The sequence below is a fragment of the Bacillus sp. 275 genome (assembly GCF_001999205.1).
GTDB classification, from domain to species: Bacteria; Bacillota; Bacilli; order Bacillales; family Bacillaceae; genus Bacillus; species Bacillus velezensis.
In genome coordinates this window covers 182611-198456 of record NZ_CP019626.1, presented here as the reverse complement: position 1 = coordinate 198456, position 15846 = coordinate 182611, and the positions used below count along the sequence as shown (strand labels likewise).

The following is a 15846-nucleotide window of genomic DNA, read 5'->3' as shown; positions in this document are numbered from 1 at the left end:
TTGCAAAACACTGAAGATCTTCTTTACAAACTATTGGCAGGCCAGCTGAAATCTGTCGGATTTTTCACGGAAAACGAAACGCAGCCTGTCATGCAGGGGTTTTACGGCAGGTGGCTGGAAGAAAGCATCTCCATCTTGGTGGAAAAAGGCTTTTTGAAACAGTCAGGCAGTACGTATGTGTTAACAGGTCCGATAGAGCGTACGGACGTTCTGTGGCAAGAATGGGATGAAAAGAAAGCTCCTTTACTCAAGGACAGCAGCAAACAGGCGATGATCACCTTAGTGGAGACCGCTCTCAGAGCTTTGCCGGATATTTTATCCGGCAGAGTTTCTGCCACTGATGTTCTGTTTCCTGATTCCTCAATGGAATTGGTTGAAGGAATCTATAAAAACAATGAAACGGCAGACTATTTTAATGAGGTGCTCGCTGACACATTGACGGCTTTCATTGAAGAACGCCTGAAAGAAGACCCGAACGCGGAAATCCGGATATTAGAGATCGGAGCGGGGACGGGTGGGACGAGCGCGGCCGTGTTCAAAAGATTAAAAGAGTACAAACATCATGTGAAAGAATATTGCTACACCGATCTGTCAAAGGCCTTTTTCATGCATGCTGAAAAAGAATACGGTCCCGACAATCCGTATTTGACTTATAAGCGGTTTAATGTGGAAGAGCCCCCGGCTTTGCAGGGTATAGAGGCGGGCGCATATGACGCGGTAATTGCGGCAAATGTGCTTCACGCGACAAAAAATATTCGGCGGACACTTCGCAATGCCAAAGCGGTGCTTAAAAAGAATGGGATTTTGCTATTAAATGAGATTAGCAGCCATTCGGTTTATTCTCATCTGACATTCGGTCTTTTGGAAGGCTGGTGGCTGTATGAAGACGCCAAACTGCGCATTCCCGGATGCCCGGGGCTGTATCCTGAAGCGTGGCAGTCTGCGCTGGAAAGCGAGGGATATCGGTACGTTACATTTATGGCGGAATCGTCACATCACCTCGGCCAGCAGATCGTGGCGGCAGAAAGCGACGGCGTCATCAGGCAAAAGCAGCCGGACGCGCAGGCGGTTGAAGAAACTGCGGCTTCCAAAGAGCAGGCTGATTTCACAGAACCGTCTTTCTCAGTCACAGACCGGACTGTGCAATTCATAAAAGAAACGTTAGCCAAGTCCATAAAGCTTGCTCCCGAGCGCATTCAGCCGGAAACCAGCTTTGAAAAATACGGCATCGACTCCATTTTGCAGGTGAATTTTATCCGTGAACTGGAAACATTGACGGGCGAGCTGCCGAAAACGGTCTTATTTGAACACACGAATACGAAAGAACTTGCCGAGTATTTGCTGGAAACTTACCCGGATAAGCTGCAACAGGCATTCGGAGCCGAACAAGCGCCTCCTGAAACAAAGCATCCGGAACCTGCAATGAATGAACCGGTGCCGCTTGTCACGGAAACGCGGCGGTTTATCACTGAACCAAAAGAGCCAAAAGCGCCAAAGCCGGAAACAGAAACCGTCACCGTTAATCGTTCTGATCGTGACGACATTGCCATTATTGGCATCAGCGGCCGCTATCCCGAGTCTGAAACCCTCGATGAGCTGTGGGAGCATTTAAAAGCCGGAGACAGCTGTATTACGAAAGCTCCGGAAAACAGATGGAAGTCCGGTCTTCTGAAAACGATGGCAAAAGAAACACGAAAAGAAGAACACAAAACACGGTACGGCGGATTTCTGCAGCATATTGACGCTTTTGACCATCACTTGTTTGACATCCGGGAAGACCATGTGATGGAGATGACGCCTGAGCTCCGTCTAAGCCTTGAAACCGTATGGGAAACATTTGAAAACGGAGGCTACTCGTTAGAAAGAGTAAACGAATGGCAGGAATCAGACAGCGGCATCGGTGTATTTATGGGCAGTATGTACAATCAATATTTCTGGAATATCCCGTCATTGGAAAAAGCTGCGCTCAGCTCTAACGGAGGGGATTGGCATATCGCCAACCGCATTTCCCACTTTTTCAATTTAACGGGCCCGAGCATGGGCGTTACGACCGCATGCTCCAGCTCACTGAGCGCCATTCATCTCGCCTGTGAAAGCCTGAAGCTTAACAGCTGTTCCATGGCGATTGCCGGAGGGGTCAATCTCACGCTTGAACCGTCTAAATATGATGCGCTCGAACGGGCGAATTTGCTTGAACAGGGAAGTGAAAGCAAAAGCTTCGGAACCGGCACGGGCCTGATGCCGGGAGAAGGAGTCGGGGCGGTGCTCTTGAAGCCGCTCTCCAAAGCGCTTGCCGACAAAGACCATATTTACGGGGTCATTAAAAGCAGCGCGTTGTGCCATAGCGGCGGAAGGCAGATGTACACGGCTCCGGATCCGAAACAGCAGGCGAAGCTCATGGCGGCTTCCATCGACAAGGCCGGAATCAATCCGGAAACAATCAGTTATGTTGAATCAGCGGCAAACGGCTCTGTATTGGGAGATCCGATTGAGGTCATTGCCCTGACAAATGCGTTCGCGCAATATACTGATAAAAAACGTTTTTGCGCGCTTGGATCCGTCAAGTCAAATCTCGGTCATTTAGAGGCGGCTTCCGGCATGTCCCAGCTCGCGAAAGTGCTGCTGCAAATGGAGCGGGAAACATTAGTCCCGACGATTAACGCAAAACCGCAAAATCCGAATATCAACCTTGAACAAACGGCTTTTCACCTGCAGGAAAAAACCGAGTATTGGGAGCGTATGAGGGATGCCGAAACGGGGGACATCATACCGCGGAGAAGCATGATTAATTCCTTCGGGGCAGGCGGGGCATATGCAAATCTCATCGTAGAAGAATATATCAGCCCGAATTCCGATCAGGCCCGTCACGGCGATGAGGAATATATTTTCCCTGTGTCAGCGAAAACAAAATGGAGTTTTGAAGCCTATCTTGACAGACTGGCGGCCTTTTTAGAAAAGACGCCATCTCTTCATCCGGCCGCCATCGCATCCGCGCTGCAAAAAAGAACGCATCATTCGGAGTATCGGGCGGCATTTACGGCTTCCTCCATTCAGGAACTGTTGGAAAAGCTGGCCGCTTACCGTATGGATCAGCGGAATCTCAATTTCTCCGATTCTGATATTGGCCGACGTGCGCGGCAATGGGAAAAAGGAGAGAATATCGCGTTTGATCAGTTGCAGCAAGAGCACGCCGTTCATCTGCCAGCCTACGCTTTTGACCACGGGACTTCTTTTCAATTCGGTGAATCAGAAAACGCTGCCGGCGTTCAGGCGGTATACAGTGATGACGATCCATACGTGAAAGGGCATCAATTCAGCGGAGAACCGGTACTCGTCGGCGCTACATATAACAGTCTGGCAGTCGATCGCTTTTGTGAAATTTTCCCTGAAGCGGAAGGAGGACAAATTAAAAAACTGAATTACGCGAGCCCCATTACCGTAAAAAAAGGCGATCGCATCGAGCTGAAAACAGAATCGAAACAAAATGGAGATGGATTTGAACTGAGCATAATGCACCGCAGCCGCACGTCTCCTGATTGGAGCATAGCGGCGTATGCCGAGTGCAGCCCGTATCTGTTTCAAAAGCAGCACGCGGATCTGGCGGCCATTCAGCGCTCTTACCGGGAAGTGAGCCGGATAGATGAGTTATACGGAGACGGAACGGGAACCGTCGTGTGGGGAGAAGAATTTAAAACGATCACCCGCCTGTACAAAGGCACTGATGCCGTTTTAGCGAAAGTGAACCTGAACAATAGCGACTCACAACAAGCGCATCATTATGCCGTAAATCCGTTCATCGCCAACAGTGCTTACTTGGCCTCACTTTCTTTATTGGATCAAACGGAGGCGGAAAGCTATCTGCCGTTCGGCATTAATTCCGTCACCTTCAGCAGCCCTGAAGATCTTACCGATTGCTGGCTGCACATCAAGCTGACCAAACAAACGGGGGAAATGATTCTGATTAACGCAGATGTCATCAGCAGCCGATCGGAAGTGGTGATGCGTTTTGAAGGCTATGCCCTGAAACGGTTCCGTCCGAAAACCGAACAGATGAATCAGCCGGCCCGAACGGCTGTTAAGAATGCGGGAGCACCGATTTCTGCCGGCAGTCTGACAGATGATATCCGCAGCTACGTCCTTGGCAAGCTCGCCAAGATGATGGATGAACCCGGGCCATCTCTTCGTTCTGACGCGAATATCATGGAATTGGGACTTGATTCAGCGAGCCTGATCGGGCTGACAAAAGAGATCGGCCAAGAGGCGGACATCGATGTGAATCCAACATTGTTTTTCGAGTATCCGACCGCGGAGGAGCTGACCCGCCACTTCGCGTCAGCATATGAGAGCAAGTTTTCTCAACTGCTTGCCGATCATAAGCATTCAGAAGAGGCCAGGGTCACGGAAACAGAAGAGCGCACTTTACCGAAGAAACAGCATACGCCTTGTGATAACGCCGATGTCAAGCAAGGAATCGCGATTATCGGTATGTCAGCTCAGTTTCCGCAATCCCCGGATATCCAGTCTTTTTGGGAGCACATCGTAAACGGGGATCACTGTATTACCGAAATTCCGGCGGACCGCTGGGACTGGCGCCGTTACGCCGGTGATGAGAATGACACGAGTCTCAGATGGGGCGGTTTTATTGACGGTGTCGGCGAATTTGACCCGCTCTTTTTCGGAATTTCTCCTAAAGAGGCATCACAAATGGGGCCGGAGCAGTTTCTGCTTTTGATGCATACATGGAAGGCAATGGAGGATGCGGGCCTGACAAATAAGGCGTTATCAAGCAGACCGACAGGCGTTTTCGTTGCCGCGGGCAACAGCGATCCGAACAATGGAACAGCCATTCCGTCCATCATTCCGAACAGAATATCATATGCCTTGAATTTACAAGGACCGAGTGAATATTACGAGGCTGCCTGCACGTCAACCCTGGTGGCATTGCACAGGGCGGTTCAATCAATACGTCATAACGAATGTGAGCAGGCTGTCGTGGGCGCCGCCAATATTCTGCAGTCGCCGAAGGGCTTTATCGGTTTTGATTCAATGGGGTATTTAAGCAAAAACGGCCGGGCGAAATCGTTCCAAAAAGATGCCGATGGCTTTGTCAGAAGCGAAGGGGCGGGCGTTATCATCATCAAACCGCTTGAGGCGGCAATTGAAGACGGCGATCATATTCACATGGTCATTAAAGGAACAGGAGTGTCTCACGGCGGTAAAGGCATGTCGCTTCACGCGCCGAATCCGGCGGGAATGAAGGCCGCGATGAAAAAAGCGTACGAAGACACCGATGTTGATCCGCAAACTGTCACTTATATTGAAGCGCACGGCATTGCCTCCGAAATGGCAGATGCGCTGGAGTTTAATGCAATCAAAGCGGGTTACGGCGAGTCTGCAAATCAAGAGGAAAGCGCGCCTTGTTATATCAGCACCGTGAAACCTTGCATCGGACACGGCGAACTCGCTTCCGGACTGGCCGCCCTTATAAAAGTGGCGATGGCCATGAAGCATCATACCATCCCGGGCATTCCCGGATTTACAGCTGCAAATGAGCAAATGGCCATTCAGAAAAGCCGCTTCCGTTTCACCGAAGACAATCAGGAATGGACACAGCTCACCGACCATACGGGCAGACCGATCCCGCGCCGGGCCGCAATTAACAGCTATGGCTTCGGCGGCATGAATGCGCATGTCGTCTTGGAACAGTACAACCCGCGCCATAAGGACAAAGAATCTGCGCAAGAACCGCAGCTTATCGTGCTTTCTGCTAAGAGCGAAGGGCGTCTTAAGGCGGCCGCAAGTCAGCTGGCTGATTTTGTGCAAACTGGAGATACTCCGTCATTGCGGGATATTGCTTATACGCTTCAGACCGGCCGTGAGGCGATGAACTGCCGCCTGGCACTCGTTGCCCGCAATCAAGATGAATTGCTGGAAAAACTGAAAGAGTACAGAGCATTTTCCGAAGAAGGCAATGGAATGAAAAGCTTCTTTACAGGCAGTCAGCAGACTGGATCAGGAGATATCGGCGTTTTACTGGAAGGGACTCTCGGTACAGTCGTCACAGAGACGCTGTTGGCTGAAAACAATCTCGAAAAGCTTGCATTTTGCTGGGTGAAAGGTGCGGATATACCGTGGGACAGACTCCACCAAGGCAAATCTGTTCAAAGAGTGCCGCTTCCGACATATCCTTTTGAAAACCATAAGTATTGGAACGGCGGTCAGTCAGAAGACATCAGCCTTGCACCGGTTTCACAGAATCCTCAGATCCGCTGCGGGAGCGCGGCTGACATTGTGGCAGACATTTTGGGGATGAAGGCAGCGGAAATTGATCAAAATAAGCCGCTGACTGAATACGGCTTCGATTCAATCTCCTCTATTCAGCTGTTGAAGAAACTTGAGGACGGAGACAGCCGCATCAGTCTGGAGGCTCTTCAGAAATGCAGCACTCTTCAGGAGATCGGCATGCTGTTAAAAACGAACCAATCGCAGGAGGCGGGCCGAAATTTTCCTGAACTCGTCAAGCTGAATGATAGAGAAAAAGGCCGTCCTGTTTTTTGGTTTCACGGCGGAACGGGAGGCGTGGAAGCATACCAGCCATTCGCCAAAAAGAGTCAGCGTCCTTTTTACGGCATCCAGGCAAGAGGTTTGACAGGGAAAGAGCCGCTGCAAGGAATTGAAGAGACGGCCGCTTCTTATAAGAGAATCATCCAAGCGGTACAGCCGAAAGGCCCTTATGACCTCGGCGGATATTCCTTGGGCGGCATGCTTGCATATGAAACCGCGCGCCTCTTGCAGGAGGAAGGTCATACGGTAAAAAGCGCCGTCATGATCGACACCCCGTACAGTGAAAAATGGAAAGAAAGAAAACCATCTGTTAAGTCAGTCATGCTGCAAACGATCAATACGATGCTTACAGCTTATCTTAAGCCTGAAAACCTTGAAGAGGCATTAATCAGCAGAGAAGACATTACCGTCCAGGCTGAGGAAGAAGTAATGAAAGAATTGATCGGCCTTGCCAAAAAGCGCGGTCTGCCAAAATCCGAAGAAGCAATCCGGATGCAGCTGGAGCAAATGATGAAGACGCAGCTCGCTTACGGAATGGAAGAGTATGACATGAAGCCGCTGCCTCATCCGGAAGCGCTGCAATGCTACTACTTCCGTAATAAAAGCGGTTTGTTCCTCGGAGATCTTGAACGTTATCTGACAGCAGAGGAAGAACAAAATCCGTTAGACCATGATGCGTATTGGAAAGAATGGGAACGCCAGATGAAACAGTTTCACCTGCTGGACGTCCACTCTTCCAATCATGTCACAATGCTGTCGGAACCAAAGCCGCAAAACGCCATTAAGGCATTCTGCGAAAAACTGTACGCAAACAAAGGAACGATCAGCGCAAATTTCCTTAAATCTTTCAGAAAAAAGCTGGACGAAACAAATGAGTTGGTAAAACGGTAATAGAGAACGGCCGGAGCAATCCGGCCGCTTTTTTTATCTATATAGAACTAAATTTACTATGTACTAAATTTTCATTGTTGTATTGATTTCTGTTTATAAGACATTAAAAAAACCCCCGATAAACAGGGGGGCGATATTAAAATCTGACAGGCAATGTTTCAAGCCCTCTCAAAAACACATTTTTTCTCCATGTTACATCCTCGGGCGCGCCTTTCAGCTCTATATTCGGAAACCGTTTTAAAAGCGCAGTAAAGGCAATGGATGCTTCCATCCGGGCGAGCGGAGCCCCGAGACAAAAATGAATGCCGAATCCAAAAGAGATATGACGGTTCGGTGTTCTCGCTATATTTAATGTATCAGGATCATCGAAATATTCCGGGTCCCGATTGGCTGAACCGATGCCGATAAATATCATATCGCCTTTTTTAATGGAAACATCTTTATAGGTGAAATCTTCAATCGCCCATCGATTTGCCATCATGATGACGGGAGAGGTATAACGCAAAAGCTCTTCGACCGCCGTCTGGATATTTTCCGGCTGCCGCTTTATCTTCTCCATCTGGTCTTTGTGCAGAAGAAGCGCCAGGGTGCCGGAGCCGAGAAGGTTAACCGTTGTTTCAAGCCCGGCAACGACTAACAAAAACAGCATGGAATACAGCTCTGATTCACTCAGCTTTTGGCCGTCCTCTTCAGCGTAAATAAGCTTGCTCGTCAAGTCTTCACCCGGATGTTTTCTTTTTTCTTCGATCAGTGTTTTCATATATTGTTTAAATTCTTTGAGAGCCTGGTTGGTCGCATCTTGTCCGCTTTCTGACGTGTCGACCATTGCGTTTGTCCACACTTGAAATTTGGCGCGGTCCTCTTTCGGAATTCCGAGCAGCTCGGAAATGACGATAAACGGAAGCGGTGCGGCGAAATCTCTCATGATATCAGGGTCTGCTTTTGTTTCCATTTCATCCAGCAGCTCTTCTGTGATCTGCTCTATCCCGGTGCGAAGCTGCTCAATCATCCGGGGAGTGAACCCCTGATGCACCAAAGATCGAAGTCGTGAATGATCCGGGGGGTCTTTTGCCAGCATATGCTCTGAGACAAAATCGATATCTTCACTGACATTCAGCTTCGCGATCAGCTCCTTCGGCATGACCCGTTTTACATCTCTCGTAATTCTGCCGTCTTTTAAAAACGCCATACAATCATCATAACGCGTGATGAGCCAAGCCGGAAAGGTGCCTCCAAAACGCTGCAGTTCGAATTTATGTATGGGGTCCTGCGCTCTGAATCTGCTTAAAACCGCAAAAGGGTTTTCGTGAAACTCGGGTGAGTGTGGGTGAAACATTGTTTTTTCCATCTGGATTTCCCCGCCTTCATGTTTTTGAAAAGACATAACAAACAGCCGGTGCCTGCCGACCGGACGGCATTCCTCCTTTTATCTGCCGAAGACACTGATCACAACGGCTCATAAGTATGTCTAAAATATATAAGGAAACAGAAGCCGGTTCAATAGACAAATCGTAAAGCCGCCATTTTCGTTGATTATCAACAAAACAGCAAACTTTTTTTGCCATTTCATCATGTATGTTAAATCCTGCTAATATACATATTTACGCTTCATATCAACGTCTTAAGGAGGATGTGAATGAATGCGTTTATGAAATGGGCGGCAAGTCTGCTTTTGGTGATCTCTCTTCAGTTCGGCCTTACGGGCGCCGGTATCCATTCGGACAGTGCTGCTCGTGCCGCATCCCGATACGATCAGGTGCTGTATTTCCCGCTGTCAAAATATCCGGAGACGGGAAATCATATAAAAGACGCCATTTCGGCAGGTCATTCTGAGATTTGTACAATTGATCGGGGCGGAGCAGAGAATAGAAGGAAAGAATCATTGAAAGGAATTCCGACAAAGCCCGGGTTTGACCGTGATGAATGGCCCATGGCAGTCTGCACAGAAGGCGGGGCGGGGGCTGATGTCAGATATGTAACCCCGTCGGATAACCGCGGGGCCGGTTCGTGGGTTGGAAATCAAATGAGCGGATATTCCGACGGCACGAGAGTATTATTTATCGTTCAGTAGCTTCTCCGGTTCGCCGGAGTTTTTTTATGCTCTGAAAAAGCGGCACGCCGGCTGGACATATGAAATGGCAAAGAGTAAACTTATATGTTGGAATCAGCATGAGAAAGGATTGGATCACATTGACAGTGACTACATACCGAAATATTGCACTTTTACTTCTTTGTTTAACAGCGGGAATTGTGGATGTGATCGGTTATTTAAGCCTGGGACATATCTTTACCGCCAATATGACGGGGAACATCGTTCTGTTCGGCCTGGCGATCGGCAACTCGTGGCACCTTGCCGTACTCAAATCGTTAACCTCGTTAATCGGATTTATTGCCGGCGTTATTGCCGCGGCCCTGCTTGTAGGCAATAAAAAGAAATCATTTTGGCCCCCTGCGGTAACTGCCGCTTTAGCTATTGAAGGAGCTGTTTTGCTGCTGTTTGCTTTGTTCTCCTGCTTTTTTGCAGATGCCATTTCTGTTTATGTGCTGATTATGCTGCTCAGCTTCGCAATGGGAATGCAGACGACAGCCGCGAGAAAACTTGGTGTAGCGGGGATTTCCACGACCGTATTAACGGGAACGCTCGCTAATTTTTTTGAAGATCTCACCGCAAGGTTTTACAAAGCGGACAAGCGGAAGCAGTTTACGAGAGATGCTGTATTGCGCGCGCTTGCTTTGGTGCTGTATTGCTTTGGGGCGGTCATCGGTGCATTCGCTGAACCGGATTATAAGTTTGCCGTGATCTGGCTCCCGATTATCATTATTTTAGGCATTATGCTTTGCGCATTCACGATGTTCCACGGATATTCAGAAGAAAAAAATCAATAAAAAAACGCCGCTGATTCAGGGCGTTTTTTCTTTTTATTGCTCTTTCCGGATCCCGATTGTATAAACGGCCCGATCTGTATGTACCTTTAATCCGTCTTGCTCCTTTTGGATGGTGATGTCGCCGAGCAGTGGGATTTCATACGCATCTTGGGGAAGCGGGACATTTCCTTCCTCCGTATAGGTTGTGCCGTGCCCTTTTAAGACGAGTTCTTCATCCGCTACATAGTCATCGGGATGGTTTGTCCGGCGGACGAGAACATCATCAAGGTGAAGCATGATCTGGTCCATATCAGAAATCTCGTTTCGGCTGTCTGTCAGCTCTCCTTTTCTGATATCAAGCGTTTGTCCGATCTGTTTTTGCAGCCATTCAGACAATTCGGTGTTTGTAAGTGCCATTGTGATTCCTCCTTTTATCTACACCATACTTATTCCCTATTTTTTTAGAAATACACTGCCTTGCATTGATCTTTTTTTCTGACAGCCTTTGTGAAGCGTTCCGAGTTCCTTCATTATAAATGTTTCATCTGTTCACCTGAAAAACGGAGTCATCTGCAGGTTTAGACGACCCCGTTCTCATGATAAAAAGGTTACTCTTTCGGCACGGCGTTTTCAGCGTTAACTGCGCCCGCTCCGTAAATGTTCGGATCTTCATTTGTCCATTGATCCGGACTTTGTTTGATCAGTGTTTTCACTTCGTCAGGCGAAAGCTGCGGGTTCTGCTGAAGAATTAAGGCAGCAATGCCCGCACAGATCGGAGTGGCCATGGACGTGCCCGACAGACTGAAATACAAGGAGCCTACACGGTTTGATTTCTGTAATTTGTCAAGGTATGAACGCGGAGAACGGAGAGATACGATATCGACCCCGGGCGCAAGAATGTCAGGCTTCTCTTTTCCGTACACCGTCGGGCCGCGGCTTGAGAAAGAAGCGACCGTATCGTCCTCATTGCTGGCCGTATCATTGTCATCATAGGCGCCTACCGTGATGACCTTCTCGCTGACACCGGGGCTTGAAATCGTTTGAGCTTCCGGACCGGAGTTGCCCGCGGCGACGCAGACGACGATTCCTTCATTCCATGCCTCCTCAACGGCTTTGACGAGCGGGTCGTCCGTTTCTTTATCATATCTGAGCGCATCTCCGCCCAGTGACATGCTGATGATTCTGATCGGATTCTTTGTGTGTTCTTTATTATATTGTATGCACCATTCCACACCTTCAATGATATCAGCCAAGGTTCCTGATCCTGATTTGTTTAAAACCTTGACTCCGATCAGATCAGCTTCCGGCGCCGGCCCCTGATATTTACCGGAAGATGAAGCGCCGCTGCTTGCGATATCACCGGCGCAATGGGTGCCGTGTCCGTTGTCATCATACGGTTCTGTCTTTTGGTTGACAAAGTCCGCAAATCCGATAACTCTGCCTTCTAAATCGGGATGCTGATAGATTCCGGTATCAATAACGGCGACGGTTACGCCTTTTCCTGTTAATACGGTGCCGTTACGGGTCACTTCTTTTGCATGAGACGATTCAGCTGCCGTATCAAGGAGCGCTTTTACTTCACGGTTTAAATAGATTTTACGGATATCCCGGCATTGCGAAAGAAGCATGTGAAGGGCGGATGGAGTGACTTCGGCGCTGCAGCAATTGATTGTTTGAAACTGCTTTTTTATGGTGCAGCGTTTTTCTTTTGATAAGACCTGTCCTGTGCTGTGAAAACCGGATTCATGGCAGCCCTCTTCAAATTCAATGATGACTGACATTTTCTTTCTGTTTTTCACCTTTTTTTCGAAAAACTTGTGCAAAAAGCAAGGTGTCCATTTGAAAGGTTTATATAACTGTAATACGTTTTCTCTGAGCGGCCAGTCCAGCTTATGAGCATTTGACCGCACCATTTGTACCATTGAGTAACCAAACATATATACTTTTCCTCCCATTCTGGCGATTCTCTCTATACCATATGAACAGGCCGTATGTTCGGTCAGTTTGTTTGTCCTTCAGGAGCGCTGGTTACTTGCGGCTTTTTCAGGAGAAGAAATCGAGTTGAAACGGAACTTTTGTTCGTTTATAGTGAAGCCGGCGGAAGGAGGTATATACATGAACATAATATTGAGACATTCCTTGGAAAAACAGCTTCCGATTGATATTATATATATGAAAAAAGACGGCTCCATTTCAAAACGGACCATTATGATAAAAAAAGGGGATGAGCGGGCTGTAACGGCATTTTGCTGTACAAAAAGGCAGATGAGAACTTTTTTGACGGGCTCCATTCTGTCCTGTGCATTTGCTTCGGGAGGCGGATATTCATTTTTAAAAGCGTATTCTTGATGCCGTCCGTTTCCGGCCGTGAATCTCCCGCCCCTGAAAATTCGGGCGTTCCTCCCTTTTTTTTTGCCCTCTCTCAACCTTTTTTCACTGATGCCCGGCATTTGAGCGCTTGAACCGTGACAATCCATTGATTTTTCGAAACCGGGAAGTTTTTCACTGATGATAATGTTAATAGAATGTTAAGATAAGACCTATTGACAAAAATCCATATAATGAACATGTCATTTTTCAGAAAGGAGCAAAGAAGGAGAGCTGATGAAAAGAATTTTACTTAATGTCATCATTATCGTAGCAATGGTCTTACTAATAAGATGTGCTCATTATGCGTCAGACCCTGATCCCTCGAATTCTTCTGATACATACACAGATTTTAAAGATTTGGCTGAACATGAAGACCCCGATGATTATCATATATCGTACAATAAGCGAAAGGGGAGCCCCGTATTGATCATGTCGCCGCACGGAGGGAGAATTGAGGGCGGGGTGAGCGAGATCGTCCGCTCTTTCAGAGATGATTATTCAACCTATCTGTTTGAGGGATTAAAAACGCATGATAACCAGACTCTTCATATTACGAGCACCAGGTTCGATGAGCCTTCAGCAGTCGAAAGCATTAAGCAGCACCATTATGTTATCGCAGTTCACGGTTATAAAGGCGACGAGAAAAATACTCTTGTCGGAGGAAGCGACCGGAAGCGGGCGAAAAAATTGGTGAGAGCTCTCGAACGAAACGGATTTTCTGCAGAATTGGCAACCTCAAAAACCGGTCTGGCCGGGGTTGACACCGAAAATATCAATAACCAGGCGCAAACCGGGCTGAGCATACAGCTTGAGATCAGCAGAGAACAGCGGGAAGCGTTTTTTGATAATTTTGATTACCGCGAAAGGGAATTCACAAAAACGGAGGAATTTTACCGGTTTGTCCGTACGATAAAAAGAGTGATCAATCAAGAGTATTCGTAAGCTTAAAAAAAGACAAACGAGTGAAAGATGAGTAAACTGAAAAAAAGGAGGTTTGTCCCTTGGCAAAACATCACTTTTATTTAAAAGCAAATTGGCCCGGAAATCGCAATGACGTCGGCGATATTAAAAGCGGCCGGCTGGAAACGGCTGTGTCCATTCCTAAGGAAATGGACGGACCCGGAGAAGGCACAAATCCTGATGAAATGCTGCTTGGAGCGGCCGCGACCTGTTATATTATAACGCTTGCGGCGATGATGGAAAGAAGCGGCCTGGATAAAGAAGATCTACATATGGAATCTGAAGGAATTGTAGACGTCACGAACGGTGTGTTCACGTACCAGAAAATCATTCACCGCCCGTTTATATTATTAAAGCCGGATGCAGCCGAAACGGACTTTACGCTCGCCAGGAAGTTAGCGCAAAAAGCAGAGTCCTCATGTATGATTTCACGAGCGGTCCAAGGAAACGTGGAGATGGAGCTTGAGGTTGAAGTAAAAGCTGCCCGCGCTTGACGAGTTCAAACGGTCAGCTCCGGGCCGTTTGATTTTTTTTAGCTTTTTGAGACTTGGAACGGTTCAGCAGGATGACGCCCGTGATGACCAAAACAAGCCCGATCATCATTTTGACTGTCATGGCCTCCTTAAAAACAAAAAAGCCGACAATTGCCGTTAAAGCGGTGCCGACACCTGACCATGTCGCGTATGCGGCGGATAAATCAAGGCTTTTCAAAGAGAAGCTCAAAAACATAAAAGAGGCTCCGATTCCGGCAATGACGCCGAGAGCGGGCCACAGGTGCGTAAAACCGTCCGACAGCTTCAGCATCGTGCTCCCGAACACTTCTGATACAATGGCTAATGCCAAGCAAAGTAATCCTTTCATCAGCATGCCTCTCCTTTCTACCAATTCATCAAAATGACACCGGCCAATAAGAAAAAGAGTCCGATGACGGCCTGCTTGTCCAGTTTTTCATGAAACCATTTCGCTCCGATAATGGATGCGAGCACCGTTCCTGCTCCGCTCCATGTTGCATAGGATAAGCTAAGCGGAATGAGATTCAGTGTCAGTGAAAGCATATAAAAGGCCAATGAATAGCCTGCCACTACAAGCGCGCTCGGCAAAAACCGCGTAAATCCGCGGGAGACCTTCAGCATGGCCGCGCCGATTGACTCTGATAAAATAGCAATTGTGAGGAAGATATAACCCAGAATCATATCAAATCCCCCTCTCATCATAATCCTTATGCCTTTTGTTTAAGGCAGTAAAATAAAATAATATCCGAACTTTGCCCGCCAAGTCAAGACATTAGGCCTATATAAAAAGGCCCCCGGGGAGGAGCCTTTTTGATTCGTCAATAGTAATACGGATAGCCGTAGCCGTAACCCCCGTACAGGTACGGATTGAATAAAGCGCTTCCGACAAGCCCCCCGACAAGCCCTCCGACAAACGGTCCGCCGTAAAAACCAAACGGCCGTCCGAATCCATAACCAAACCAAGGCCGGCCAAATCCAAAACCCGGCCGTCCGAATCCAAATCCGAATCCGGGACGTCCGAATCCGAAGCCCGGCCGTCCAAACCCAAATCCAGGCCGCCCGAACTGTCTCATATCACTATCTACTGCGTATGCGTATTCTTCATTCATAATTAAGGTACCTCCAAGAATAAATTTGAGATGATAACAGAGTATTCAGCCCACCAATTTTTGATTGGGCGTTTATCAAAAAATAAAGGAGTGAGCTTTTGTGGGCCTGTATCAGTCCGATTGGTCAAAAAAACCTCCGCACACACACGCATACCGGGCGGTTACGGATGTAGTGCAGGGGCATTACCATTTGATTGAAGGCTTTTCGCAGCCGGAAAACGGCAGCAATACAGATGAGCATACACATTTCTATACGGGCATCACCTCGTTTGAAAACGGCCATTTTCATAGGTATTACGGCATTTCCGGCCCTGCCATCCCGAGGGTTGACGGAACACATTACCATGAGCTTTCAGAGACCACCTTTGCCGCCTACAATGAGCCGATTCAGATCCAGCACGGCGGCGTCGTTTACGATCCGCGGGAGGAAGGACGGAAAACGCACCGCCATACACTCAAAGGAAAAACGAGAGAGGTTGTCGGAAACGAGCCGATCGGGTGGTAGCGGACGTTTAGCGCTCAGGAAAAAGGGCAAAATGGATAGGTGCCTGAAGAAATGAATGCTATAATTAGGG

13 protein-coding genes are annotated in these 15846 nt (G+C 48.1%); 7 read left to right on the top strand and 6 right to left on the bottom strand.

The genetic code is table 11. From position 1 onward, the window contains the following. The gene (locus BZ167_RS00780) at positions 1–7455 is read left to right on the top strand and encodes a beta-ketoacyl synthase N-terminal-like domain-containing protein (RefSeq protein WP_077391909.1); all 7455 of its coding nucleotides are present in this window, start codon (positions 1–3) and stop codon (positions 7453–7455) included. A gap of 136 nt (positions 7456–7591) precedes the next feature. On the opposite strand, the gene BZ167_RS00775 is transcribed toward BZ167_RS00780, so the two are convergent. Continuing rightward, positions 7592–8803 (bottom strand): cytochrome P450 family protein, encoded by a 1212-nt coding sequence (locus tag BZ167_RS00775; protein ID WP_061861480.1) that lies wholly within the window; start codon positions 8801–8803, stop codon positions 7592–7594. 288 nt (positions 8804–9091) lie between these two features. Between BZ167_RS00775 and BZ167_RS00770 the strand changes: the two genes are divergently transcribed. After that, positions 9092–9526 (top strand): sporulation-specific Dnase NucB, encoded by a 435-nt coding sequence (locus BZ167_RS00770; RefSeq protein WP_015417516.1) that lies wholly within the window; start codon positions 9092–9094, stop codon positions 9524–9526. A 59-nt stretch (positions 9527–9585) separates the two neighbouring features. Next, positions 9586–10341, top strand: coding sequence for a YoaK family protein (locus tag BZ167_RS00765; RefSeq protein WP_003154084.1), 756 nt, complete (start codon positions 9586–9588; stop codon positions 10339–10341). Between the two features lie 33 nt (positions 10342–10374). Here the strand turns inward: BZ167_RS00765 and BZ167_RS00760 are convergent, their stop codons facing one another. Continuing rightward, positions 10375–10737, bottom strand: a complete 363-nt coding sequence (locus BZ167_RS00760) for a protein YmzB (RefSeq protein ID WP_031379099.1) — start codon at positions 10735–10737, stop codon at positions 10375–10377. Between the two features lie 191 nt (positions 10738–10928). Continuing rightward, entirely contained in the window at positions 10929–12257 is a 1329-nt protein-coding gene (locus BZ167_RS00755; RefSeq protein WP_015417518.1) for a serine protease AprX, read from the bottom strand. A 178-nt stretch (positions 12258–12435) separates the two neighbouring features. Between BZ167_RS00755 and BZ167_RS00750 the strand changes: the two genes are divergently transcribed. From BZ167_RS00750 to BZ167_RS00740, 3 genes are all read left to right on the top strand, one after another. Beyond that, positions 12436–12669, top strand: coding sequence for a hypothetical protein (locus BZ167_RS00750; protein WP_015239897.1), 234 nt, complete (start codon positions 12436–12438; stop codon positions 12667–12669). Between the two features lie 255 nt (positions 12670–12924). After that, entirely contained in the window at positions 12925–13632 is a 708-nt protein-coding gene (locus BZ167_RS00745) for a poly-gamma-glutamate hydrolase family protein (RefSeq protein WP_007410381.1), read from the top strand. Positions 13633–13691: 59 nt separating this feature from the next. Next, a complete protein-coding gene (locus tag BZ167_RS00740) occupies positions 13692–14144 on the top strand; it encodes an OsmC family protein (protein ID WP_014305039.1) in 453 nt (150 codons plus the stop codon). A gap of 13 nt (positions 14145–14157) precedes the next feature. Here BZ167_RS00740 and erbB read toward each other — a convergent pair whose 3' ends face one another. The 3 genes from erbB to BZ167_RS00725 form a co-directional block, all read right to left on the bottom strand. Further along, a complete protein-coding gene (gene erbB, locus BZ167_RS00735) occupies positions 14158–14511 on the bottom strand; it encodes an SMR family multidrug efflux transporter EbrB (RefSeq protein ID WP_007410379.1) in 354 nt (117 codons plus the stop codon). 17 nt (positions 14512–14528) lie between these two features. Beyond that, positions 14529–14843 carry an SMR family multidrug efflux transporter EbrA gene (gene erbA, locus BZ167_RS00730; protein WP_007410378.1) on the bottom strand — a complete coding sequence of 105 codons (315 nt, stop codon included), beginning with the start codon at positions 14841–14843 and terminating at the stop codon, positions 14529–14531. A 137-nt stretch (positions 14844–14980) separates the two neighbouring features. Beyond that, a complete protein-coding gene (locus BZ167_RS00725) occupies positions 14981–15271 on the bottom strand; it encodes a hypothetical protein (protein WP_061860570.1) in 291 nt (96 codons plus the stop codon). Between the two features lie 100 nt (positions 15272–15371). Between BZ167_RS00725 and BZ167_RS00720 the strand changes: the two genes are divergently transcribed. Next, entirely contained in the window at positions 15372–15776 is a 405-nt protein-coding gene (locus BZ167_RS00720; protein ID WP_014417831.1) for a YmaF family protein, read from the top strand. Positions 15777–15846: the final 70 nt, after the last annotated feature.

What these genes read in the sequence shown, in the direction of transcription:
- BZ167_RS00765 (WP_003154084.1), top strand. Translation starts at nt 9,586, where the DNA reads ATGAAATGGCAAAGAGTAAACTTATATGTTGGAATCAGCATGAGAAAG.
- BZ167_RS00760 (WP_031379099.1), bottom strand. Translation starts at nt 10,737, where the DNA reads ATGGCACTTACAAACACCGAATTGTCTGAATGGCTGCAAAAACAGATC.
- BZ167_RS00745 (WP_007410381.1), top strand. Translation starts at nt 12,925, where the DNA reads ATGAAAAGAATTTTACTTAATGTCATCATTATCGTAGCAATGGTCTTA.
- erbA (WP_007410378.1), bottom strand. Translation starts at nt 14,843, where the DNA reads ATGATTCTGGGTTATATCTTCCTCACAATTGCTATTTTATCAGAGTCA.
- BZ167_RS00770 (WP_015417516.1), top strand. Translation starts at nt 9,092, where the DNA reads ATGAATGCGTTTATGAAATGGGCGGCAAGTCTGCTTTTGGTGATCTCT.
- erbB (WP_007410379.1), bottom strand. Translation starts at nt 14,511, where the DNA reads ATGAAAGGATTACTTTGCTTGGCATTAGCCATTGTATCAGAAGTGTTC.
- BZ167_RS00725 (WP_061860570.1), bottom strand. Translation starts at nt 15,271, where the DNA reads ATGAATGAAGAATACGCATACGCAGTAGATAGTGATATGAGACAGTTC.
- BZ167_RS00755 (WP_015417518.1), bottom strand. Translation starts at nt 12,257, where the DNA reads ATGTTTGGTTACTCAATGGTACAAATGGTGCGGTCAAATGCTCATAAG.
- BZ167_RS00775 (WP_061861480.1), bottom strand. Translation starts at nt 8,803, where the DNA reads ATGGAAAAAACAATGTTTCACCCACACTCACCCGAGTTTCACGAAAAC.
- BZ167_RS00750 (WP_015239897.1), top strand. Translation starts at nt 12,436, where the DNA reads ATGAACATAATATTGAGACATTCCTTGGAAAAACAGCTTCCGATTGAT.